Raw genomic sequence first — 20,134 nt, forward strand, 5'->3', positions numbered from 1 at the left:
AATTACCCCTCATACTTGGCTAACAGGTCCTCATAGTCCTTCTCGTTCCAAAAGAGCGGTGAGATGGATTCGGGACCTTTTAAAATTTCTCCATCCTGATCATATACGATGGCATACCCGCCTTCGACATCAAATACGAATAAGTCGACAGTGACTTCGGTCACGCCGTTGCCGGCGACGATCACATCATCAATTGGTTCCCGTGCGAGCTCGACGCCCGCTTCATCGAGTTCAACGAGGAGGGCTGACGTGTAGGCATGCCGGTCATAGACCGATTGGAATTCATCGTGTGTGAGGACGACATCGGTAGGTGGGGCACTTGTGCCGAATTTCCGATTCTCAATCTCTTCAACATATTGAAAGAAGGACTCTTCTTGCCAAAAGAGTGGAGCGACCGATTCGGAACCGTTGATTAATGTTCCATCCTGACTGTCGAATACCGTAGCGTACGTTCCGTCATCGAGTTTGAACGGATAAATATCCGCATATGTGTGTTCGAGACCGTTCCCGGCAATGATGACGCGTTCGAACGTCTCACGGAACGGTTTGATGCCTTGTTGCTCGAGCGCAGCAAGGAGCGGTTGTGTTTGTTCATATTGGTCATAGACGTCTTTAAAGTCTTCACGTGTCCATTCGGTGATGGGTTCATCGGGTGATTCGATTGGGATCGGATTGTCTGCCACCGTATCCGTACAACCTGTGAGTAAAAGTGCACTTAATCCGAACATCGCCCATCGTCTCATGATTTCATCCCCTTAACTGACATTTTCCACCATTTTATCATTCATGATGAAAAAGCAGAACCTGTGCACATTCTCACTCGGGGTGAGGACGTGTCGCGTAGTGATCGAGTGTGCTCTTGAAGTGGAGCGTATCTTCTTCAGAAATCGTCACGCCTGAGGAGGTACCGTAGCGAACCGCATGATAAATGGACAGGTTCATCGGTAAATCGATGCGTTGGAACCACTCTTGCAATGTCTCATGAGCACGCAATCGCTTAGTTGGAACGAGAGATTGATTGAATATGATTAGCGCATCACGAATTGGGACGTTCGTGAACGCTGTGAGCGTTGAGACGGACGAAGCGTTCTCGTGTTGTAGCGATTCGATAAGCGGGTCTGTGCTTGAATCAGCATGATCTCGTGCGCGCGCCAAACGTTGCTTCCGTTTCCGATAGATATAAAAGGACAGGCAACAAAGCGCAAGCAAAGCGACGAATAACCCGAGATTTCGTCGTATGTATTCTCCAGAGCCTGTCAATTTATCGAGTGGTTTTATTTTTCCTTTTTGGGGGTCCAATTTAAACGGGTAATCTGCTTTAGATTCATCCATTAAAAGCTTACTGTCTTCATCTGATATGAAATCCGTCGGAGGACTGTTATTTTCCTCGACCGGTATCGTTTCCGGATTATAGAGCCACTCGAATACACTCGTCGTGATTACCATCATCGTGAAGGTGATCAGAAGTGTGGTGGAAATCATGAGAAGAAACTTGTTCGTCCAACGCAAGAGGACACCTCCTTTTTGAATGTTCAGACTATTTGTTGTTTATCTTACCATAAAAAGGTAAAGTTTGATTAAGACAAAAAATGGAGGTCGTCATATGGGCATGGAGCAGGTCATCAAACAGTTGAACGAGGTGTATTTAGGAAAAGAGGATGTCGTACTGCTCTGTTGTACGGCGTTACTCGCGGAAGGACACATTTTGTTAGAGGATGTACCCGGTACGGGAAAAACGTTACTTGCCAAGACGATTGCAGCTAGCTTCGACGGAGCGTTTTCTCGGATTCAGTTCACGGCCGACTTGTTACCGTCTGACGTGATTGGCGCAGATTACTTCAACATGCAGACGCAGAAGTTCGACCATCGACAAGGACCGATCTTTGCGAATATCGTCTTGATCGATGAAATCAACCGAGCGGTTCCACGGACGCAGTCCGCCTTGCTCGAGGCGATGGAAGAGCGGCAAGTCTCCATCGGGGGAGAGACATATCCGATGCCGAAACCATTTTTCGTCATCGCGACGCAAAACCCGATCGAATCGGCAGGGACGTTCCCGTTACCGGATGCCCAGCTCGACCGCTTCTTGATTTCGATTCCGGTCGGTTACCCTGATGTCGCCGAAGAGCGAGAGCTGCTCTTACAAGTGATGCGTCAAACACGGAAAACCGTGGAGGCGGTCGCGACGTTAGACGAGTTACGTCACGCCCAGGAGGAAGTGAAGCAAGTATCGATTCAAGATGACGTCCTCGATTATTTACTCGGGCTCGTCCATGCGACACGAGAACACCAATCCGTCGAGGTCGGTGTCAGTCCACGCGGAGCCATCGCGCTCATGCGGGCTTCTCAAAGTTACGCCTATCTCCATAATCGATTGTATGTCATTCCGGAAGATGTGAAAGCCGTGGCACCTTATGTATTGGCCCATCGCCTGACGTTGACGCTTGAAGGAGGCATCAAATCGACGAAACAGGATATCATCCGTTACATCTTAGACACCGTTTCTGTGCCGGTCGAGGGTTGACGATGACGTTCTCGACACATAACGCCCTACAGAAACAATGGATTCCGGTCTATGGATTCGCTGGGGTGATTCTCGTATTCGTCCCGTACATGGAGATTGTCGGATATGCCCTCTGTTTACTTGCGGGCATCGTCTGGTTCTTCGAACGGACGCGGAAACAGTTAGAGCGAGCCCTTCGTCTTCATATACATACACACGAATCTCTTCTCTTTGTTGGGGATGAGGCGGAAGTGCAAGTGATGCTAGACGGAAGTGAAACCCTCGAACGACTCGGGCTTCCGGTTCGCGTTCGTCTGAAATCCAATACAGCGCTTAGCTTTCCAGACCACGATCGCTCCCCAAATAGTTTAGATATGACGTTACGGACGGATCAGGCCCGTCACTCGCTCCGCGTTCAGGCCGAATTTCGGGGACCAGCTTATATCGAAGAGTGTGTACTCGCTGTGACGCTCCCGTTTCATCTCGGGACGTATCTTCTTGAGTGTTCCATCGAGAAACGGTGGACGGTGCTGCCGTCCCTCACGTTACATCCTCCGGTCGGTACGAAACGATTAGCACTCGGTGACCGTCCTTTGACCGCATCGCCTCTACGGAATCCATTACAGATTCTAGGTTCAAAGCCTTATGAAGGAGAACCGGTCAAGGAGATTGACTGGGTCGCGACGGCGAAGCTTGGACGTGTTCAGTCGAAAGTCTTTCAAAAGACATCGCTCGATACGTTCACGTTCGCAGTCGATTTGAGTGGACCGTCCGGCTATACGTTGCATCACGATTTTGAGTCGATCATCAGCCAAGTCGCGTACGTGACGACCCGACTCTTAAAAGAAGAGTGTAAAGTCGAACTGTTCATCAATCGCTTCAATGGCGAAGGAAAGATGGAGCATCTCTCCCTTCAGGAAGGGGAACGGGGGACACGGATCATTCTCATGTTGCTGGCCGACCTTCATCCCGGGAATCGTTTCATCTCGACAGACGCGTTCGTCCGAATGGTTGAACGGAAACGTTTGAAACAAAGCCATCTCGTCTGGTTCAATCAGCATAACCTGTACGACTAACAAGGAACTTTCCTTCTTCTGGCGAACTGTATCATACAGAGATGACCGAAAGGGAGAGATCCATATGGCAAAACGGAAGTATGCGAATCGACGAGACTGGGAGCGAATTTTAAAGAACCGTTATGCGCAAGAACGCGTTCAGACGGAACAATTTTCAGGGGTGGTTGCTTTATTCCAAATCGATGAGGTTCGAGCGCCACTATATAAAAAACATAAAGGGGAAGAATTTATTGTGGCGGATGCCGGTTTTAGTTGGCTCCAATATTTCCCGGACAATGAACCGTTCGGTGTGACGGCGATGATCAATCCAGAAGGTGAAATCGTGCAGTGGTATATCGACCTCGTCGACCGGATCGGAGAAGAGGATGGCATCCCGTATATGGACGACTTGTTGCTCGATATCCTCGTGTTTCCGAATGGGGACATCGTCAAAAAGGATGAGGATGAGTTCGAAGAGGCGACCGAGAGTGGCGAATTGACACCTGAACAAGTCGAGCGGGGATGGCGTGAGTTTGAAGCGACACTCGAACGGATCAAACGCGGAGACTTCGTCTACTTTGATTTGGCAAAAGGACATTACGAACAGTTAAAACAAAAGCTATGAGTGGATTCACTCTCTCTGCTACAGTAAGAGCGTAGGAGGGGGAGTTTTTTATGAAAGAAATTGAAATCGAGACGTGGGCACGACGAAAACACTTTGAGTTTTTCAAAGCGTTTGACGCACCGCATTTTAACGTGACGGCGAACGTGGATGTGACAAATCTCTATACATATGCGAAAGCGAGTAATCAATCGTTCTTCAAACTCTTTTTGTACGGTGCGGTGAAAGCGGCGAACGCGATTCCGGAATTGCGCTATCGGATCCGTGGTGAAGCGGTCGTCGAACACGAAGTGGTCCACCCATCGTTCACGGTCATGTTAGACGAAGATGTCTTCAATTTTTGCGCGGCCACGTTCAGTGAGGATTTACCGACGTTCTTACAGGAAGTGACGACGCGTATGGAGCGAGCTGCTGATGAAGTCGTGGTTGGGGATGACGAGCCCGACGACTTACTGTATATCACGAGTGTGCCGTGGGTCACGTTCACGAGTATCATGCACCCGACGCATCAGCAACAACATGACAGCGTACCGCGCATCGCCTGGGGCAAGTTTGAACGTCAAGGCGAGCGTCTGATCATGCCGTTATCCGTCCAAGCCCATCACGCACTCGTCGATGGGGTGCATATCGGCAAGTATTACGAAACACTACAAGCTTGGTTAGATGAAGATTTCGCGAAGAAGGTGACTGACGTGCCAGAAAATCATGACTTTAATCGAGCAGTCCGTCTCCGTGAGGAGGGGCAACTCGAGCAGGCGAAGCAACTGTTCTTGTCACTCTTACGGAACGATGAGAAGAATCCGAGGCTACATGCGTACTGTGCGTGGTGCTATGACTCGCTCGGTGAAGAACGTCAAGCGGTACCGCATTATGAACGGGCCATCCGACTCGGGTTGACCGGGGAAGAGTTGGCGGAATCATATCTCGGACTCGGCAGTACGTATCGGGCACTCGGACGATACGCGGAAGCGGAACAGTTATTTGCAGAAGCGATTGAACATTTTCCGGATCATGGGGCGCTCAAAGTGTTTCAGGCGATGACGCACTATAACGTCGGTCGTCATGAAGAAGCGACGGGGGCGTTACTTGAGCTGCTCGCAAGTCCGAAACCGGACGAGAGCATCGCGCGATATCGGCGTGCCATCGCGTTCTATGCCAGGAATTTGAACGAAACATATGACTAAAGGAGAATGACATGATTTCATTACGACCGATCGATGCACAAAATTGGTATACATGCTGTCACTTATCATTGAGTGAACACCAACAATCTTATATGGAGCCGAATGCGATTTCGTTGCTCCAAGCGATGTACGAACCGACGTTACACCCGCGCGCCATTTATGAGGACGAGACGATGGTCGGCTTCCTCATGTACAACACGGAGCCGGAAGAGTTGGATGCATGGTGGATTTACCGAATCATGATCGACCACGCCCATCAAGGTAAAGGAATCGGTCGACAAGCGACAGAACTGATGCTTGAAGAAATCGGAGAAGGGAAATCAATCGTTGTCGGGTATCATCCTGAGAACAAGGCGGCACATCATCTATATGAAAGCCTAGGATTTGTCGATGAAGGCCATCGATTCGGTCGTGAAATGGCAGTGATTCGTCGGAGCGAATAAGGCGGGGAAATCCTGCCTTGTTTTTTTGAATCAAATCGATTGACGGCAAAATCGTCACGTGATATATTTATCTCGAATTAAAGATATTTGAATTTAAGTTAATGCTCTCTTGGACAAAGGAGGGAGACAGATGGAACCGTCTGATGCATTAAAAACGATTACCGTGCTGTTGCGTGCCTCTCAGTCGCTTCAAGACCTGGTGAAACAGGAAGTGGCGTCGTACGGATTAAACGCGACCGAGTTCGCGGTACTCGAGTTTTTATATCATAAAGGGGATCAACCGATTCAAGTCATCGGAAAGAAAATCCTTCTCTCGAGCGGGAGCATGACGTACGTCGTGGACCGGTTAGAAGAAAAAGGGTATCTCATTCGCAAGGCTTGTCCGAGCGATCGCCGCATCACATATGCCGCGTTGACGAATGACGGAGAACACCTGATGCAAGATATTTTCCCGAAGCATACGGAACATATGAACGCATTGTTTGAAGGGTTATCTCTGACAGAGACGATTGAACAGTTGAAACAAATTGGGAAGCGGGCAGAAGCCGCAAAAAATTTTAATCATGTATCTTGAATTCGAGATATAAAAGGAGAGAGAATGATGAATCACGTTAAAGGCATTCACCACGTCACGGCGATCACGAGTAGCGCCGAAAAAAATTATGACTTCTTCACCCATGTTCTGGGCATGCGCTTGGTGAAGAAAACGGTCAACCAGGACGACATTCAAACATACCACTTATTTTTTGCAGACGATAAAGGGAATGCCGGGACAGACATGACCTTCTTCGATTTCCCGGGCATCCCGAAAGGTAAGCACGGAACAAATGAAATCGCGAAGACGTCATTCCGCGTACCGACAGATGAAGCGTTGACGTATTGGGTCCGTCGATTCGACCGTCTCGGTGTCGAGCACGAAGGGATTCAAGAACAGTTCGGGAAGAAGACGCTCTCGTTCATCGATTTTGACGAGCAGGCGTATCAACTCATCTCGGATGAGTTCAACGAAGGCATCGCGTCGGGCGAGCCATGGAAGAACGGTCCAATCCCGCTTGAGTACGCCATCACAGGACTCGGTCCAATCTTTATTCGGATTGCAGATATCACATATTTCAAACAAGTGATGGATCAAGTGATGCTATTTAAAGAGATTGGGAGAGAGGGCGATGTTTATCTCTTTGAAGGAGGTGAAGGTGGAAACGGAGCGCAAGTGATCGTCATTCATGACGAGACATCTCCACAAGCGCGTCAAGGGTTCGGTACCGTGCACCATGTCGCATTCCGTGTCGAAGACCGCAGCGTCCTCGATGAATGGACAGCACGTCTCCAACAGTTCGGTTTACCGACTTCTGGCTATGTCGACCGCTTCTTCTTTGAATCGTCTTATGCACGTGTCGCACCGCAAATCTTGTTTGAGTGGGCGACGGACGGACCTGGATTCATGGGAGACGAGCCGTATGAGACGGTCGGTGAGAAATTGTCACTCCCGCCGTTCCTCGAAGCGAAACGTTCGCAAATCGAGGCGATGGTACGACCAATCGATACGGTCAGAAGCACGAAAACATTTGAGAAAGAATATGAGGGCATGAAATGAGTTTCTTGAATCGTTTGTTTGGAAAATCAGATGCGTCACAACATAACCAAGGAGGAACTACTATGTTAAACATCGGAATCGTACTCGGATCAACTCGTGAAGGTCGTGTCAGCCCGCAAGTCGGAGAATGGGTGAAGGAGCTCGCCGACAAACGTGGCGATGCCAACTATGAAGTCATCGATATCGCAGACTACAACTTACCGCTTCTCGGTGAAGCTGGTCAAGACGCATCAGGTGCAGCGGCCTGGTCGGAGAAAATTGCGCAAATGGACGGATTCATCTTCATCGTCCAAGAATACAACCATTCCATCGCAGCATCTCTTAAAAACGCACTCGACTACTTACGTCTTGAGTGGACGAATAAAGCAGCTGGAATCGTCTCATACGGTTCTGTCGGTGGAGCGCGGGCGACGGAACATTTACGTGGCATCTTGAGTGAATTGTCAATCGCTCACGTACGTGTCCATCCTGCACTCTCCCTATTCACGGACTTCGAGAACGGCACACATTTCACTCCGAAAGACGTTCAAGCACAATCGGTCAACGATATGCTCGATCAACTCCTTCTATGGACGGAAGCGATGCAGTCAGTCCGTACGAAAGCCGGAGAAGTTGCAAACAATTAACAAATCGCGCAGCCAGCCTGGATTCAGGCTGGTTTTTGTGCGTTTTCAAGTTGATTACGCTAAAGTGGAGGAGAATGGAAAAGAAAGGAGGGATTCGATGGTAACACGAAAAATCATCGCAGCTTCCTGGGCCTCACCACTCTATGCGTTTTTGTTAAGCATTGTTGAATTTACGAAACAGACACGTGTGGGAATTTCATTTTTAGAAAGTGTATCGGGATTCCTTTTATTATTTACGATTTATCTGGCATATAGTTTTCCAGTCATATTGACATATGGCGTCTTGACATCGTGGTTGAGCGATTGGTTAGCGAAGCGATTCAATTCGGATCGCGTGCAGTGGTTCATTTCGTTCGCTTTACATATTTTATTTGGACTCGTCTTGTCATGGCTGAGTCTTCTCGCAGCCATTCTGTTTTTCTTCATCGATCGTCGACTGATCAATCGGATGGACGTGACGAAACGAGCTGCAATCAGAAGTGTTTTCATCCCAATCGGATGTCTTCTTGTTGCGATGGGGAGTGTATATCTAATTGGAGTCATTCAAGATCTTTTCGTTCGATTCAACGCATTTTAGGGAAACGAACAAGGACAAACTGAACTAGGGAGGTTTCAAGATGAGATGGATGATTTACGGGGCGAATGGATATACAGGAGAATTGATTGCTCGTCAGGCGGTCAATGATGGGTTGCGTCCGATTCTTGCCGGTCGGAACGGTCGTCAGATTCATCAACTCGGAGACGAGCTCGGTTGCGAGACATCGATTTTTGCATTAAGTCGTGAGGCGGCAATCGAGGCACTTCGCGATATTGATTTAGTCCTCCACTGCGCCGGTCCTTTTACGGATACGAGTCAAGTGATGATCGAGGCATGTTTGGAGACAGGCACACACTACTTAGATATTACCGGGGAAATTGATGTGTTCGAATATGTTCATTCCAAACAGAGGTCGGCTCAGGCGAAAGCGCGAGGTGTCATACTATGTTCGGGTGTCGGATTTGATGTCATCCCGACCGACTGTGTCGCGCGGAAATTAAAAGAATTGATGCCGGATGCGACATCACTCGCCCTCGGATTCTCGGCTGCAGCGGGCATCTCGCCAGGAACGATGAAGACCGCAATTCGTGGGCTCGGGTCGAGTAGTATGGAGCGTGTGAATGGGAAATTGTCACCATTTCCAATCGGGGCGAAGCGGCGGACGATTGATTTTGGTCGTGGAAGCCGTACCGCGATCGCGATTCCGTGGGGAGACGTTTCGACCGCCTACTATACGACGGATATCTCGAATATTACGACATGGGTGCCCGTACCGACAACAGCCGCCTACGCTGCGCGCGCTTTGTCTTGGTTCAGCCCCGTTCTTGGAAAGGATGCAGTGCAACAGCGACTGCTTCGTTATGTCGACGAATACGTATCGGGACCAACTGAAGCCGAACGTGAACAATCATCGACGTATGTATGGGGCGAGGCGACAAATGAAGAAGGACGAAAAGTAGTCGTCCGTATTCAAACGGCGAGCACATACGCCTTTACTGTATACGGTGCACTCGCTGTCGTTAACCGCTTACTCGGCTCCGGTCGGATGCTTGCAGGAAGTTTCACCCCGGCCATGTTATTTGGGTCACATTTCATCGAGGAGATTCAAGGATCGTCCTCGTTCACGATTGACGAGATACGTCCATGAGTCGGGAAGCGTGGGATTTATTTGACGAACAGAGGCAACCGCTTGAACGAACGCATTTTCGAGGTGACGAATTGGAACCGCAGACGTTCCATACGGTCACCGAGGTGTTCACTTTCGACAAAGATGGAAAGCTACTCCTTTCTCAGCGGCATCCGGATAAGACGTATCCACTTCTTTGGGAAGGGACAGGCGGCTCGATTTTAGCGGGAGAGACGAGTCGTCAAGGAGCAGTCCGTGAATTAAAAGAAGAATTAGGACTACACGTCGCCCCTGAACAGTTGCGTTTCGTGACGACTGTCAAAGAGCGATTAATCCGATTCGGTCACTTGATTCGAATGTGATATGCTACACTCAACATGGAAGAAATAAGGGAGGGAACAGCGTGAACCGTTTAGAATTAGCACGACGCATCGAAGGCATCAAAGCGGAGGGGACGTCTGCTTACATTCGACATCGTAAACAAACCCCTCCCTATGAAGGTGCGGAACTGCACGTAGAAGGTAAAGGGCATGTGTTCAAAATGGGAAACATGAGCTTTGCAGTCGGGTTCGGACTTAATCGCCCGACAAGTTTCTATGATTTGCATCAGATGGAAAAATGGGTGCGGGGGAAAAATGTATCCCGTCTACATATCGAAGTTTGTCCACTCGCAGATGACTCCTTACTTCGCTTACTGCAGGAACGTAATTATACACTCGATCATTTCTTAGATGTGTGGATTCTTGATTTAAGGAAACATGAAGGAACCCATGTTTCGAATCAAGTTGAGAAAGTACGAGAGGATACGCTCGATGAGTGGGCGTACGCGATTGCGGCTGGCTTTGCTGAGTCAGGTACGATCCTTCAAGAAACGGTCGATACGGCAAAGGGATTTTATGCACTACCAAGTAATCATGCCTATCTCGTCCGGGAAGAAGATGCTGTCGTAGCGGGAGGGATTCTAGCGACGCAAGACGGGATTGGAGAGCTGTTTCTAACGAGCACCGTACCGTCTTACCGTCAAAAAGGTTACCAGACGCAACTGATTTTGGAACGAATCGCCGAAGCGAAAGCGATTGGATGTGACGTCTTGACGGTGACGACGAAGGTCGACTCCGCCTCGGGACGAAATATGGAACGACTTGGATTTCAGCCATTTTATCAAAAGGCGGTCATGAAAAGTCCAATCCTTAAATAATCAGGCCACCTCATGTGAGGTGGCCTGATTTTTGAATTAAAGGAGAGATTCAGCACCGTCGACATACACTTCAGAACCGGTGACGTGGCTTGACATGTTGCTCGCAAAGAATAAGACGACGTCAGCGACTTGTTTCGCGGCACCGGACTTTCCGGCAAGCGGTTGGTTACCAAGTGGATACTCAATGGGGATGACAATTTCTTCGAGCAATGCATCGTCTCGATTGGTTGAATCGTCGATATTCGTATCGATAGCCCCTGGGCAAATGGAATTCACGCGTATTCCGAATTGCGCGAGCTCCGCAGCTGCCATTTTCGCAAATCCGGTCTGACCTGCTTTCGTTGTCGCATAGCCACTGAAACCAAAGTTTTTAAAGTAGCGATTGCCGTTGATCGACGAGGTGATGATGATACTGCCGCCATTCTCTTTCAAATGAGGAATGGCATGTTTGACGGTCAAAAACGTTCCCGTCAGATTCGTCTCCACGACACCATTCCAGTCTTCAATGGACAAGTGTTCAATCGGTGTGATGGTTCCGTTGCGTCCGGCGTTGGCGAATACGATATCGATTTGTCCGAATCGCTCAATCGTCCGTTCATATGCTTCTTTCATCGCGACTTCATCTGAAACATCGGCGCTGATGCCGATGGCCCGTTCCTCTCCGACGAGACTAGCGAGACGCATTGCATCCTCTTCATTCAAGTCGAGAATGGCGACTTTCGCACCCGCTTGGATGAAACGGATAACTGCGGCACGTCCAATACCAGATGCCGCTCCAGTGACGAGCGCTACTTTTCCAGATAGTAATTTATTTGAAATCAATCCGATCACTCCTTTATCATGACTCTTTCTCATATTCCACAGTTCTGGAAAAGTTACGCTTCATTTCAGAAAATCATGGTGATGTGACTTCAATCGTCCGTGCGATGTTCAAGTTGGACTCTGTGGGGATGACCTCGATAGTGACGAGCTGACCGCTTTGTAATCCTTGTACGCTATTGACGATGCCCGTCACTTCGGTTTGGTCGTTAATTAAGATGACGCGCAAGGTGACTTCTTCTGAGGATTCAGTGGATTCAATCAATAGCTGAGGAATGTCGACTCGTTCAATTTGGCCCTCGACCACATTGTCATTCCATGTACTCATCCAATACATGACGATTAAAAAAAGACCGAGAAAGATTAGGGCAAAGGTTAACCGTGCACTCATGCGCAACCCACTCCTTCATTGTCCGGCATCGCATCTTGTCTAATTTACCTTTACCCGGAAATTCTCTCAATCCTTGAAAAAATAGTAGGAATCTCAAGAAAAATGGGGAATAGAAAGAAAAACGAAAAGGTGAGGTGCGGGCGAATGTGGATGATGGTTGCGGCGCTAGGATTTGTTGCTTGTGTATGGATCGCGTTTGGATGGTTTACAATCGGCAATGCAAGGCGACGAGTACGTGGAGGACTCTTTTCGCTAAGTATGACCTGTCTGTTTGCGCCACTCTTACTTGTGAAGCTAGGAGAACAATACGGATTTATCGGGGTTCAAATAGGACTGACCGTCTTATTCGGTTTACTAGCGGGTGCCTTTTTCTTCGTGGCGCTCGGCTGGACGGGGCGACCGACGAAAGTCCGAAAAGTAAGAACGTTATCAGAAGACCCTGATTTATTTTAAAGGTCGATTCACTAATCCTACGGTATAATGCCTCCTAAAGACATCGTAGGATATGGAGTGAAACATATGATTGCACCACCACAGTTGAAGAACGGAGATACAATTGGGATCATCACGCCTTCTTTTCCGGCACCCGTGCAGTTTGAGGAGCGCTATCAACGTGGAGTCGAGCAACTCAAGCGCATGGGGTTCAAGGTGAAAGAAGGCATCTGTACATATGAATCAGAAGGATATCGCTCATCGTCCATTCGGAATCGCGCGGACGAACTGAACGCATTTTTACATGATCCGGAAGTGAAAGCAATCATTAGTACGATTGGTGGAACGAATTCCAATTCGTTGCTCCCGTATATCGATTACGAGCAATTGCAGAATCATCCTAAAATCATCATGGGCTATAGTGATGTCACAGCGATTTTGATGGCGTGTTACGCCAAAACGGGAGTTGTCACGTTTTACGGACCGGCTGTCGTGCCGTCATTCGGTGAATATGGCGGCATGTTCGACAAAGGAGCGCAATATATGCGAGATATACTCAGCCTCGAACGGACGGCCCCTTTCGATTTGGACGTGCCGAAAGAGTGGACCGAAGAGATGCTCGATTGGTCGACGCAGCAACGCGTCAAAACTTTCCAACCGAATGAAGGGTGGACCTCATTAAGAGATGGAAAGGCGCAAGGAACGTTGATTGGCGGCAATTTGAACACGATGTCAGGATTCTTCAAGTCGGACTATTATCCCGATTTGAAGGGGGCGATTCTTTTCTTAGAAGACTCGTTCAAAACGATGGCTGAAGAAGAGCGTTCGCTCAGTATGTTGAAATTGGCTGGTGCATTTGATGAGATTTCGGGTCTGGTCATCGGCAAGCACGAACATTTCCAAGATCAATCAGCTCCGTTCTCGTTCAACGACTTGTTGCTTGAAGTCGTCGGCGACACGGACATTCCTATTTTGACGAATGTCGATATTGGTCATACGTTCCCGTCACACGTCTTCCCGATTGGCATTCAGGTCGAATTGGATGCGACGAATGGAACCATCCGGTTTTTAGAAGATGGGGTGTCAGCATGAAAGAATACCTCACGATATTTGACGAAAATCATCAAAAAATAGGAGAGAAAGAGCGGGGACAGGTTCATGTAGACGGAGATTGGCATGAGACGTTCCACTGTTGGTTCTGGAAAGACCGATTTGTCTATCTACAGCGAAGAAGCACGGAGAAACAAGATTTTCCCGGGAAATATGACATTACCGCGGCGGGACATCTCGCAACAGACGAGACGGTCGTAGATGGCGTTCGTGAAATCGAAGAAGAGCTCGGACTGTCGTTGACGTTCGAACAGCTCACCTCTCTTGGAATCTTTGAAGACGTGATTGAACTGAACGGATTCCTCGATCGCGAGTATGCACATACGTATAGCTACGCTTATCAAGACGAGCCGCTCCATTTTGATGACCAAGAAGTGATGGATGTCGTCGCTCTTCAACGAAGTGAACTGAGGGCGCTCACGGAAGGACGATTGCGTACGATTGAAGGGAGCTCCCTCATGACGAATCATCATGTTCAAATTACGCAAGCCGATTTAGTGCCGCATCGTCTGACGTACTGGCAACACGTGTTTGAGAGTTTGGCACGAATCGATACCTTAAATCGATAAGGAAAGAATCCGCTGCTCGCCAATCGGTCCACCGATTCGACGTCCGGTATCGACCCATCCGTTTGTCGCATACAGTGTAAAAGCAGCGTCGTTTTTCAGGTTGACGGACAAAACGACTTCCCGAATATGGGGGAATTGTTGACGCACGAACTTCGGAAGTTCTTGGAGTGCCGCTTTTGCATAGCCGTTGCCTTGATCTTCGTAATTGATGGCGAAAGCTGAGAAGAGCAGCGCATGTGATTCGGTCGTGTAGGAAGCGACGCGTTCATTGTCATGTAGTAAAAACATCCCGACCGGTTTCGACTCGACGACGACAATCGGATAAACACCTTTTGGGAGCGGGTCGTCCATGTCTTTTGGAAGAGTCGTGTATTTTTCTTGGTCTGTCGGCAAAGTGAACGTATCGAGAATCGGTCGATGCGCATCGTTTCGATATTCGAGCGTGATGTTCATGAAAAGTCTCCTTCGGGTGTTATTCATTTTTTTTAGAAAAGGGGAATTATATGGCTACACAACTTACATATCGTCAAAATCCACCGCTACACGATTTATATCGCGCGTTTATGACGGGATTTTCTGATTATATCATTCCATTCCAATTCGATGAGCAGACGTTTGAAGACGTCTTTCTCGTGCGAGATCAAAATCAGCCGTCCCGTTCGATTGTCGCCTATGACGGGGAAGAGCCGGTTGGCGTTGTATTGAGTGGGATTGCATACCTTGATTCAGAATGGGTGACGCGTTGTGGTGGACTTGCTGTAGCGCCGCACGTTCGAAAATTAGGAGTTGCGACCGAATTGATGCAACGATTTGATGAGTACGCAAAAGGTACTCGTTTGCTCGAAGTGATTCAAGGGAACAATGCGGCATTGTCTCTCTATCAGCGACTCGGATACAAGACGACCCGTGAAATTTATTACTTTCAAGCGCTATCACTTGAAACGAATGCCCACATGACTTCTGAACCGATTCAAACGCTGTTCGACCAACTGTATCCGACAGCTCAGCATGTTCCGATTTGGCAACGAGACGTACGCGTCACCCAACAGGAGGCGGAACTTGTGAAAGTGACAGAAGATCAACAAGAAGGATTTTTGTTATACCGCGATCATGTATTGCTCGATGTTTTTGGTCACGCTGAAGATGCAGAATGGTTATTGCGCGCGGCTGCGAGTCGATCTCCGCTTCACCTCACATTGACGTCGGACCGTCCTGAATGGATTGACGCAGCACGCCGATTAGGATTTGTACAAGATGACATTTCTCAATTTGAGATGGTGAAAGACAAGTGATAAAGCGATTGTTACTCGTTTGTATCATCGGATTGATGTTAGGGAATACTGCGACCATCATCGCGCTGACGACGAATCTTGCGCCCGGAACGGTGAATCTAATGCTGGCAGGTGGACTTGGGCTGACCATCCTGTCAGTCATCGGAATCGTCCTTATCGGATATTATACGAAGAAACGCAAGTGAAATCCTTGTGAAGTGACGCTTGAAAATATCACATCATGCTGTCATAAATGACATGAAAATGAAAAACTTCATATATTGAAATGTTTAACCCCCAGTGGTATATTCGCACATGTAGCTTTTTTGAAGTTTATGAATGTATCAATTTGGAGGGTTTTATATATATATGTGGAAACAACTGATCATGACAGCAGGTGTCGGCGTGCTCTTATTCCAAGGACAAACCGCATCCGCTAACGAAATGACCCCGCAAGATCTCGTTCAAACAGAGAAATCTGTGCAACAAACCACGAAACAAGTGAAAGAAACGAAACAAGCCATTCAAAAAATCCAGTCAAAATTGGATGAAGTCAATCGCAACGCAGAAGTATTGCGTGACAAGATTGAAGGTACTTCTAAAGAATTAGAAGCAGTCGAAGCGGAACTCGTTCCGACAGAGCAGTCACTCTTTGCGAAAGTCGTGTCTTCTGTTCTACCGAGTGCAAAAGCAGAGGCCGCTGAAGCCGAGGAAGCACATCAGGCACTCGTTGAAAAGAAAGAACAAGCGAATGAGACGTTGAAACAACTAAAAGAAGAGCAACAAAAGATTGAAGCGACCCGTCAAGACGTGAAGACGTCATATGACGAACAGTCGAAACAATATAAGAAGCAAACAAATCAGTTAAGTGATTTGAAGAAGCAATATGAAGCGATGGCTCCTGATCGATTCTTGATGCCTGCAGAAGGACGCCTCTCACAAGGGTTCGGTTCGGCTAGCGGACAGTTCGGATACACATTCCACAACGGTCTGGACATCGCTGCTAAAACAGGCACACCGATTTACGCCGCGGAAGCTGGAAAAGTCACAAAAGTCAGCTCAAGCGGACCTTATGGGAACCATGTTCAAATCGAGCACAACGTGGATGGTCAAAAATGGACGACGGTCTATGCCCATATGCACAAGGTTGATGTGAAAAAGGGACAGACGGTGCGCCAAGGTGAAACGATTGGTCAAATCGGAAACACGGGTAACTCGTCGGGTCCGCACTTACACTTTGAAATTCATAAAGGGGACTACCGTTTTTCGGCCAGTTCAGCCGGAAATGCCGTCAATCCGATGAAAGTGGCAGAACGCCTCGGTGGTGCTTCTCCAGTGAAAGCAACGTTTTAAGCAGACAGATGCCCTGAGCCTCTCAAACGAGGTCAGGGCATTTTTTATTGTTCGCGTGTCGGGTCGTGGTTGCCTTCGCTATCGGCAATCGTATCCGAACTTCCGTAATCTTCGACTTGCGAGAAGGCATCTGTTTTTTGACCGGGTTCATCCGTTCCGTCTAGTTCCTTACGACGGGAAGTCTCATTCGGGTTCAAGACGTCTTCTTCGACCGGGCGATCGAGTTCATGCTCGTGCTCTTCTTCTTCCTGTGCGCGAGCGTGTTCGATGCATAGCGTGGCTTCCGGGATGATTTCAAGTCGGTCGAGTTCAATGTCTTTCCCGCACACTTCACATTTGCCATACGTCCCGTTCTGGATGGCGAGTAACGCCTTATCGACATCGCTTAAGAACTCTTCATCGAGCTCATTGAGCGCTTGGTCACGTTCCCGTAAAAAGAGTTCCTCCCCTGAGTCGGCCGGGTGATTATCGTAATGAGAGAGTTCGCCTTCATCGTACGTCTCTTCTCGGCTATCCATATAACCTTCTGTTTTGGCTTTCTCTTTCAATAGACGTTTCTTAAACGTTTCGATTTGTTCTGCAGTCAACATATTGATTCACTCTCCAGTTCTCAAGTCATTAATATAAGGTTTCCCATTTTGTTTACGGACAAACCTTTTGACGTGGAATCCATCATGTCGAAAGAGGAAAAGGGTATGATAAACATAAAGCGTATGGATTTCAGTAAGGAGGGACGAATCATGAGGAAAGTCGAAGTGGTTGCATACAACCCGGAATGGCAACGTCGATTTGAAGACGAGGCCGGAAAATTGAGTCGATTATTTGAAGGAGAGCTCATCGCGATTCATCACATCGGGAGCACGTCTGTCGAGGGACTCGCGGCGAAACCGATCATCGACATGATGCCAGTCGTACGAAACATCGAGCGAGTCGATGCGTACACGGAACGAATGGAAGCACTCGGTTATCGAGGGCTTGGTGAATACGGGATTCCGAAGCGTCGTTATTTCCGGAAAGGGGAGGAAGAGCGGACGGTTCACGTGCATGTATTCGAAGAAGGAAACCCAGACATCGTGAGGCACCTCGCTTTCCGAGATTACTTATGCACCTATCCTGACGTTCGTGACGCGTATGGCGAATTGAAGCTGCAACTCGCAGCGCAGCACCCGAAAGATATGGAAGGGTACATTCAAGGAAAACATGATTGGATCATCGAGACGGAACGACTGGCGACGAAGTGGTATAAAGAAAGTCATGGAGATGTGAAACCTTTTTAGGGGAACCGTCGTAGAATACATCAAAACCTTGAAGGGGGAATCTCATATGAAACGGTTTCTTGGAAAATGCGTGGAATATTCCTTGGCTGCACTCGTTTTTGTCGGATTATTCTTTATTCTCCGGATGATCGCCGGAGATACAGATAAAGGGTATATGTTGACGCTATTCGGTTCGTTCTTTCTTGTATTACCGATTTCACTTCTGATAGGTTACTTTTTGGCTCGTCCGCTTCAACGTCGCCTAGAAGGGAAAGGGACTTCCTCTTCGAAAGAGCATACTTTGCAAGGGACTGAAAAACCACACGGTGTGCTCGAAGATCGGAACCACACAGGATTTAACGGATAATGGACGGCGTGTTCATCTCGACGACAGATGCCCGACTCATCGCTCGATTGAATCGTTCCATTCATGAGCATCACGTACGCATGAATGCAAATTACTTTGCGGAGTATGAGGAAGAGAAGATGTATGAGGCCTTTTTGACGCTGATGGGGAGACCGGGTCATCATTTCGTAGTGATGGAAATAGGAGCAACCCCAATCGGCTACATATGGTTCGAGGAGAAGGTGAGCGAAGCGACTGCCTTCCGTCAAGCCGTTCGGACGGTGTACGTGCACCACATCAGTATCGACACGATGTATCAGCGGAAAGGGTACGGGCGACGTGTGATGGAGTGGATGGAGCAATGGGCGCTTGACCACCAGTTCAAGTCGATCGAGTTGGATTATTGGATGATCAACAGTGAAGCCGGCTCTTTTTACGAAGATCTCGGATTCGCTCCAAAACGTCAGATTGTCATCAAAACATTGGGGGAATGAGCAAATGGAATGGTTCACAATCGGATTAGGAATTCTCGGGGTACTTTCATTAGGTTGGTTCTTTTATAGTTATTGGCTCGGATATAAAGGGGGAAATATCGTCATGACCCTCGATGAGCACTATACCAAGTTAGAAGAATATGTGCCTGCCATTTTGACGAAGTTATATGAAGATGGAAAGGCCGCTCATTACCTTGGGGACCGCAAGTTCGAAGTGGAAGGAAAGCGTTACGTTCTCGTGGAGCGTACTGTACCAATCGGTCATGTTCCGACACAGCAGACGGTATTACAACCGGAAAAATAAACAAAGGGAGCTCTCGAAAGAGAAGCTCCCTTTGTTTATTTGACGGCTGGGGGGCCGAAGTCACCGCTATGATAGTCGCGGAAGGCTTGGCGAATCTCCTCTTCCGTATTCATGACGAAAGGACCGTGCGCAATATACTCTTCTCGAATCGGTTTTCCCGAATAGATGAGGACGCGTGTGCGGCTTGTCGCTTTGAGGTGAAGGGTACTCATCGCATCAGACGTCTCGTCGAACGTCAATGTCGCGACGTCTGTTTTGCTGAGTGGCGTAATGGAAGATCCAACTTCAATCGAACCAGCGAGTACATACAAGAAGCTGTTATGGTTCGCAGGTAGGACATGTTCGTATTCGCCGCCTTCCTTCAACAATATCTCTGTCATCGTGATTGGAACGAGACTTTCCATCGGCCCTTTCACACCGGCGATTTCACCAGAGTAGACGCGAAGCTGTCCACCATCAATCGCTACGACCGGTGCATCTTCGATATATACATTTTGATAAGAAGTCTTCGTCGTCTTTAGAGACTTCGGTAAATTCAACCACAATTGAAGCGTATGGATGAGGTCATCGTCGACCGCCTCTTCCGCATGACGGGCGGCCCAACCGGCATTCATATATTGAACATCCCCGGCGTCTAAAATCGAATGCCCTCCATGGTTGTCAATGTGTTCGAGGCGACCGTCGATGACATATGTGATCGTCTGGAACCCACGATGAGGATGATCCGAAAATGTCCCTCGTTTGAACCAGTCTTCTGCCATTAAAATAAAGGGATCGAATGCCTCTTTTTGTTCAGGGGGTAATACCCAACCTTGTTGGACGTGCGGATATCCGTTTTGGCGATAATTGACGCGCCAATGTTTGTCGACATCTCTTATAAATGAATGGGTCATAGCATGT

The 20,134-nt window shown here is 48.3% G+C and carries 29 protein-coding genes; 22 read left to right on the top strand and 7 right to left on the bottom strand.

Translation table 11 applies throughout. From position 1 onward, the window contains the following. Positions 1–2: 2 nt before the first annotated feature. Together KNO91_RS03425 and KNO91_RS03430 are read right to left on the bottom strand one after the other, a co-directional pair. Positions 3–743: a hypothetical protein gene (locus tag KNO91_RS03425; RefSeq protein ID WP_214816139.1), complete on the bottom strand. Its 741-nt coding sequence runs from the start codon at positions 741–743 to the stop codon at positions 3–5. 73 nt (positions 744–816) lie between these two features. Beyond that, entirely contained in the window at positions 817–1,509 is a 693-nt protein-coding gene (locus tag KNO91_RS03430) for a hypothetical protein (protein ID WP_214816142.1), read from the bottom strand. A 94-nt stretch (positions 1,510–1,603) separates the two neighbouring features. Between KNO91_RS03430 and KNO91_RS03435 the strand changes: the two genes are divergently transcribed. The 12 genes from KNO91_RS03435 to KNO91_RS03490 all read left to right on the top strand — a co-directional run bounded on the left by KNO91_RS03435 (position 1,604) and on the right by KNO91_RS03490 (position 10,889). Continuing rightward, a complete protein-coding gene (locus tag KNO91_RS03435; RefSeq protein ID WP_214816144.1) occupies positions 1,604–2,524 on the top strand; it encodes an AAA family ATPase in 921 nt (306 codons plus the stop codon). A 2-nt stretch (positions 2,525–2,526) separates the two neighbouring features. Continuing rightward, positions 2,527–3,579 carry a DUF58 domain-containing protein gene (locus KNO91_RS03440; RefSeq protein ID WP_214816148.1) on the top strand — a complete coding sequence of 351 codons (1,053 nt, stop codon included), beginning with the start codon at positions 2,527–2,529 and terminating at the stop codon, positions 3,577–3,579. A gap of 64 nt (positions 3,580–3,643) precedes the next feature. Continuing rightward, on the top strand, positions 3,644–4,183 hold the full coding sequence (locus KNO91_RS03445; protein WP_214816151.1) for a ribonuclease FAU-1 family protein: 540 nt from the start codon (positions 3,644–3,646) through the stop codon (positions 4,181–4,183). A 50-nt stretch (positions 4,184–4,233) separates the two neighbouring features. After that, entirely contained in the window at positions 4,234–5,364 is a 1,131-nt protein-coding gene (locus tag KNO91_RS03450) for a tetratricopeptide repeat protein (RefSeq protein ID WP_214816154.1), read from the top strand. Between the two features lie 11 nt (positions 5,365–5,375). Then, positions 5,376–5,807, top strand: a complete 432-nt coding sequence (locus tag KNO91_RS03455) for a GNAT family N-acetyltransferase (RefSeq protein ID WP_214816157.1) — start codon at positions 5,376–5,378, stop codon at positions 5,805–5,807. A gap of 130 nt (positions 5,808–5,937) precedes the next feature. Next, positions 5,938–6,381: a MarR family winged helix-turn-helix transcriptional regulator gene (locus KNO91_RS03460; protein WP_214792407.1), complete on the top strand. Its 444-nt coding sequence runs from the start codon at positions 5,938–5,940 to the stop codon at positions 6,379–6,381. A 27-nt stretch (positions 6,382–6,408) separates the two neighbouring features. Continuing rightward, positions 6,409–7,401 (top strand): ring-cleaving dioxygenase, encoded by a 993-nt coding sequence (locus KNO91_RS03465; protein ID WP_214816160.1) that lies wholly within the window; start codon positions 6,409–6,411, stop codon positions 7,399–7,401. Next, complete coding sequence (locus KNO91_RS03470; protein ID WP_371816632.1) at positions 7,398–8,027, top strand: NADPH-dependent FMN reductase; 630 nt, start codon at positions 7,398–7,400, stop codon at positions 8,025–8,027. Before KNO91_RS03465 ends, KNO91_RS03470 begins: the two co-directional genes overlap by 4 nt. A 97-nt stretch (positions 8,028–8,124) precedes the next feature. Further along, the gene (locus tag KNO91_RS03475) at positions 8,125–8,604 is read left to right on the top strand and encodes a hypothetical protein (protein ID WP_214816166.1); all 480 of its coding nucleotides are present in this window, start codon (positions 8,125–8,127) and stop codon (positions 8,602–8,604) included. A 40-nt stretch (positions 8,605–8,644) separates the two neighbouring features. After that, positions 8,645–9,712: a saccharopine dehydrogenase family protein gene (locus KNO91_RS03480; RefSeq protein ID WP_214816169.1), complete on the top strand. Its 1,068-nt coding sequence runs from the start codon at positions 8,645–8,647 to the stop codon at positions 9,710–9,712. After that, positions 9,709–10,053: an NUDIX domain-containing protein gene (locus KNO91_RS03485; protein ID WP_214816171.1), complete on the top strand. Its 345-nt coding sequence runs from the start codon at positions 9,709–9,711 to the stop codon at positions 10,051–10,053. The genes KNO91_RS03480 and KNO91_RS03485 overlap by 4 nt, the downstream gene beginning before the upstream one ends. 41 nt (positions 10,054–10,094) lie before the next feature. Further along, positions 10,095–10,889 (top strand): GNAT family N-acetyltransferase, encoded by a 795-nt coding sequence (locus KNO91_RS03490; protein ID WP_214816174.1) that lies wholly within the window; start codon positions 10,095–10,097, stop codon positions 10,887–10,889. Between the two features lie 36 nt (positions 10,890–10,925). On the opposite strand, the gene KNO91_RS03495 is transcribed toward KNO91_RS03490, so the two are convergent. Next, the gene (locus KNO91_RS03495) at positions 10,926–11,711 is read right to left on the bottom strand and encodes an SDR family oxidoreductase (RefSeq protein WP_214816177.1); all 786 of its coding nucleotides are present in this window, start codon (positions 11,709–11,711) and stop codon (positions 10,926–10,928) included. A gap of 73 nt (positions 11,712–11,784) precedes the next feature. Further along, positions 11,785–12,099, bottom strand: coding sequence for a hypothetical protein (locus KNO91_RS03500; protein ID WP_214816180.1), 315 nt, complete (start codon positions 12,097–12,099; stop codon positions 11,785–11,787). A 144-nt stretch (positions 12,100–12,243) separates the two neighbouring features. Between KNO91_RS03500 and KNO91_RS03505 the strand changes: the two genes are divergently transcribed. From KNO91_RS03505 to KNO91_RS03515, 3 genes are all read left to right on the top strand, one after another. Next, the gene (locus KNO91_RS03505; RefSeq protein WP_214816183.1) at positions 12,244–12,552 is read left to right on the top strand and encodes a hypothetical protein; all 309 of its coding nucleotides are present in this window, start codon (positions 12,244–12,246) and stop codon (positions 12,550–12,552) included. 66 nt (positions 12,553–12,618) lie between these two features. Next, positions 12,619–13,623, top strand: coding sequence for a S66 family peptidase (locus KNO91_RS03510; protein WP_214816186.1), 1,005 nt, complete (start codon positions 12,619–12,621; stop codon positions 13,621–13,623). After that, entirely contained in the window at positions 13,620–14,210 is a 591-nt protein-coding gene (locus KNO91_RS03515; protein ID WP_214816189.1) for an NUDIX hydrolase, read from the top strand. Before KNO91_RS03510 ends, KNO91_RS03515 begins: the two co-directional genes overlap by 4 nt. Here KNO91_RS03515 and KNO91_RS03520 read toward each other — a convergent pair. Beyond that, positions 14,199–14,663: a GNAT family N-acetyltransferase gene (locus tag KNO91_RS03520; protein WP_214785888.1), complete on the bottom strand. Its 465-nt coding sequence runs from the start codon at positions 14,661–14,663 to the stop codon at positions 14,199–14,201. The two genes, KNO91_RS03515 and KNO91_RS03520, sit on opposite strands and share 12 nt — an antisense overlap. 50 nt (positions 14,664–14,713) lie before the next feature. On the opposite strand from KNO91_RS03520, the gene KNO91_RS03525 reads away from it, so the two are divergent. The 3 genes from KNO91_RS03525 (at position 14,714) to KNO91_RS03535 (ending at position 16,834) form a co-directional block, all read left to right on the top strand. Further along, the gene (locus KNO91_RS03525; RefSeq protein ID WP_214816192.1) at positions 14,714–15,502 is read left to right on the top strand and encodes a GNAT family N-acetyltransferase; all 789 of its coding nucleotides are present in this window, start codon (positions 14,714–14,716) and stop codon (positions 15,500–15,502) included. Beyond that, positions 15,499–15,687 (top strand): hypothetical protein, encoded by a 189-nt coding sequence (locus tag KNO91_RS03530; RefSeq protein WP_214792441.1) that lies wholly within the window; start codon positions 15,499–15,501, stop codon positions 15,685–15,687. Before KNO91_RS03525 ends, KNO91_RS03530 begins: the two co-directional genes overlap by 4 nt. A 163-nt stretch (positions 15,688–15,850) precedes the next feature. Next, complete coding sequence (locus tag KNO91_RS03535; protein WP_214816195.1) at positions 15,851–16,834, top strand: M23 family metallopeptidase; 984 nt, start codon at positions 15,851–15,853, stop codon at positions 16,832–16,834. Positions 16,835–16,878: 44 nt separating this feature from the next. On the opposite strand, the gene KNO91_RS03540 is transcribed toward KNO91_RS03535, so the two are convergent. Then, positions 16,879–17,424: a TraR/DksA C4-type zinc finger protein gene (locus tag KNO91_RS03540; protein ID WP_214816197.1), complete on the bottom strand. Its 546-nt coding sequence runs from the start codon at positions 17,422–17,424 to the stop codon at positions 16,879–16,881. A gap of 150 nt (positions 17,425–17,574) precedes the next feature. Here KNO91_RS03540 and KNO91_RS03545 point away from each other — a divergent pair, with 150 nt between their 5' ends. From KNO91_RS03545 to KNO91_RS03560, 4 genes are read left to right on the top strand one after another with little or no spacing between them, the layout of a single operon-like run. Beyond that, the gene (locus tag KNO91_RS03545) at positions 17,575–18,111 is read left to right on the top strand and encodes a GrpB family protein (protein WP_214816200.1); all 537 of its coding nucleotides are present in this window, start codon (positions 17,575–17,577) and stop codon (positions 18,109–18,111) included. Between the two features lie 46 nt (positions 18,112–18,157). Further along, positions 18,158–18,457, top strand: a complete 300-nt coding sequence (locus tag KNO91_RS03550) for a hypothetical protein (RefSeq protein WP_214816203.1) — start codon at positions 18,158–18,160, stop codon at positions 18,455–18,457. Further along, a complete protein-coding gene (locus KNO91_RS03555) occupies positions 18,457–18,930 on the top strand; it encodes a GNAT family N-acetyltransferase (protein ID WP_214816206.1) in 474 nt (157 codons plus the stop codon). The genes KNO91_RS03550 and KNO91_RS03555 overlap by 1 nt, the downstream gene beginning before the upstream one ends. Positions 18,931–18,934: 4 nt before the next feature. Further along, complete coding sequence (locus tag KNO91_RS03560) at positions 18,935–19,234, top strand: hypothetical protein (RefSeq protein WP_214792459.1); 300 nt, start codon at positions 18,935–18,937, stop codon at positions 19,232–19,234. Positions 19,235–19,269: 35 nt separating this feature from the next. Here KNO91_RS03560 and KNO91_RS03565 read toward each other — a convergent pair whose 3' ends face one another. After that, complete coding sequence (locus KNO91_RS03565; RefSeq protein ID WP_214816209.1) at positions 19,270–20,127, bottom strand: pirin family protein; 858 nt, start codon at positions 20,125–20,127, stop codon at positions 19,270–19,272. Between the last annotated feature and the right edge of the window lie 7 nt (positions 20,128–20,134).

This window comes from Exiguobacterium sp. s59 (genome assembly GCF_018617475.1).
GTDB classification, from domain to species: Bacteria; Bacillota; Bacilli; order Exiguobacteriales; family Exiguobacteriaceae; genus Exiguobacterium; species Exiguobacterium aestuarii.

Coding starts and splice junctions, on each gene's coding strand:
- KNO91_RS03505 (WP_214816183.1), top strand. CDS start 12,244: ATGTGGATGATGGTTGCGGCGCTAGGATTTGTTGCTTGTGTATGGATC.
- KNO91_RS03545 (WP_214816200.1), top strand. CDS start 17,575: ATGAGGAAAGTCGAAGTGGTTGCATACAACCCGGAATGGCAACGTCGA.
- KNO91_RS03520 (WP_214785888.1), bottom strand. CDS start 14,663: ATGAACATCACGCTCGAATATCGAAACGATGCGCATCGACCGATTCTC.
- KNO91_RS03535 (WP_214816195.1), top strand. CDS start 15,851: ATGTGGAAACAACTGATCATGACAGCAGGTGTCGGCGTGCTCTTATTC.
- KNO91_RS03550 (WP_214816203.1), top strand. CDS start 18,158: ATGAAACGGTTTCTTGGAAAATGCGTGGAATATTCCTTGGCTGCACTC.
- KNO91_RS03555 (WP_214816206.1), top strand. CDS start 18,457: ATGGACGGCGTGTTCATCTCGACGACAGATGCCCGACTCATCGCTCGA.
- KNO91_RS03525 (WP_214816192.1), top strand. CDS start 14,714: ATGGCTACACAACTTACATATCGTCAAAATCCACCGCTACACGATTTA.
- KNO91_RS03515 (WP_214816189.1), top strand. CDS start 13,620: ATGAAAGAATACCTCACGATATTTGACGAAAATCATCAAAAAATAGGA.
- KNO91_RS03480 (WP_214816169.1), top strand. CDS start 8,645: ATGAGATGGATGATTTACGGGGCGAATGGATATACAGGAGAATTGATT.
- KNO91_RS03560 (WP_214792459.1), top strand. CDS start 18,935: ATGGAATGGTTCACAATCGGATTAGGAATTCTCGGGGTACTTTCATTA.
- KNO91_RS03455 (WP_214816157.1), top strand. CDS start 5,376: ATGATTTCATTACGACCGATCGATGCACAAAATTGGTATACATGCTGT.
- KNO91_RS03465 (WP_214816160.1), top strand. CDS start 6,409: ATGAATCACGTTAAAGGCATTCACCACGTCACGGCGATCACGAGTAGC.
- KNO91_RS03450 (WP_214816154.1), top strand. CDS start 4,234: ATGAAAGAAATTGAAATCGAGACGTGGGCACGACGAAAACACTTTGAG.
- KNO91_RS03440 (WP_214816148.1), top strand. CDS start 2,527: ATGACGTTCTCGACACATAACGCCCTACAGAAACAATGGATTCCGGTC.
- KNO91_RS03500 (WP_214816180.1), bottom strand. CDS start 12,099: ATGAGTGCACGGTTAACCTTTGCCCTAATCTTTCTCGGTCTTTTTTTA.
- KNO91_RS03475 (WP_214816166.1), top strand. CDS start 8,125: ATGGTAACACGAAAAATCATCGCAGCTTCCTGGGCCTCACCACTCTAT.
- KNO91_RS03470 (WP_371816632.1), top strand. CDS start 7,398: ATGAGTTTCTTGAATCGTTTGTTTGGAAAATCAGATGCGTCACAACAT.
- KNO91_RS03510 (WP_214816186.1), top strand. CDS start 12,619: ATGATTGCACCACCACAGTTGAAGAACGGAGATACAATTGGGATCATC.
- KNO91_RS03485 (WP_214816171.1), top strand. CDS start 9,709: ATGAGTCGGGAAGCGTGGGATTTATTTGACGAACAGAGGCAACCGCTT.
- KNO91_RS03425 (WP_214816139.1), bottom strand. CDS start 743: ATGAGACGATGGGCGATGTTCGGATTAAGTGCACTTTTACTCACAGGT.
- KNO91_RS03445 (WP_214816151.1), top strand. CDS start 3,644: ATGGCAAAACGGAAGTATGCGAATCGACGAGACTGGGAGCGAATTTTA.
- KNO91_RS03565 (WP_214816209.1), bottom strand. CDS start 20,127: ATGACCCATTCATTTATAAGAGATGTCGACAAACATTGGCGCGTCAAT.
- KNO91_RS03435 (WP_214816144.1), top strand. CDS start 1,604: ATGGGCATGGAGCAGGTCATCAAACAGTTGAACGAGGTGTATTTAGGA.
- KNO91_RS03540 (WP_214816197.1), bottom strand. CDS start 17,424: ATGTTGACTGCAGAACAAATCGAAACGTTTAAGAAACGTCTATTGAAA.
- KNO91_RS03460 (WP_214792407.1), top strand. CDS start 5,938: ATGGAACCGTCTGATGCATTAAAAACGATTACCGTGCTGTTGCGTGCC.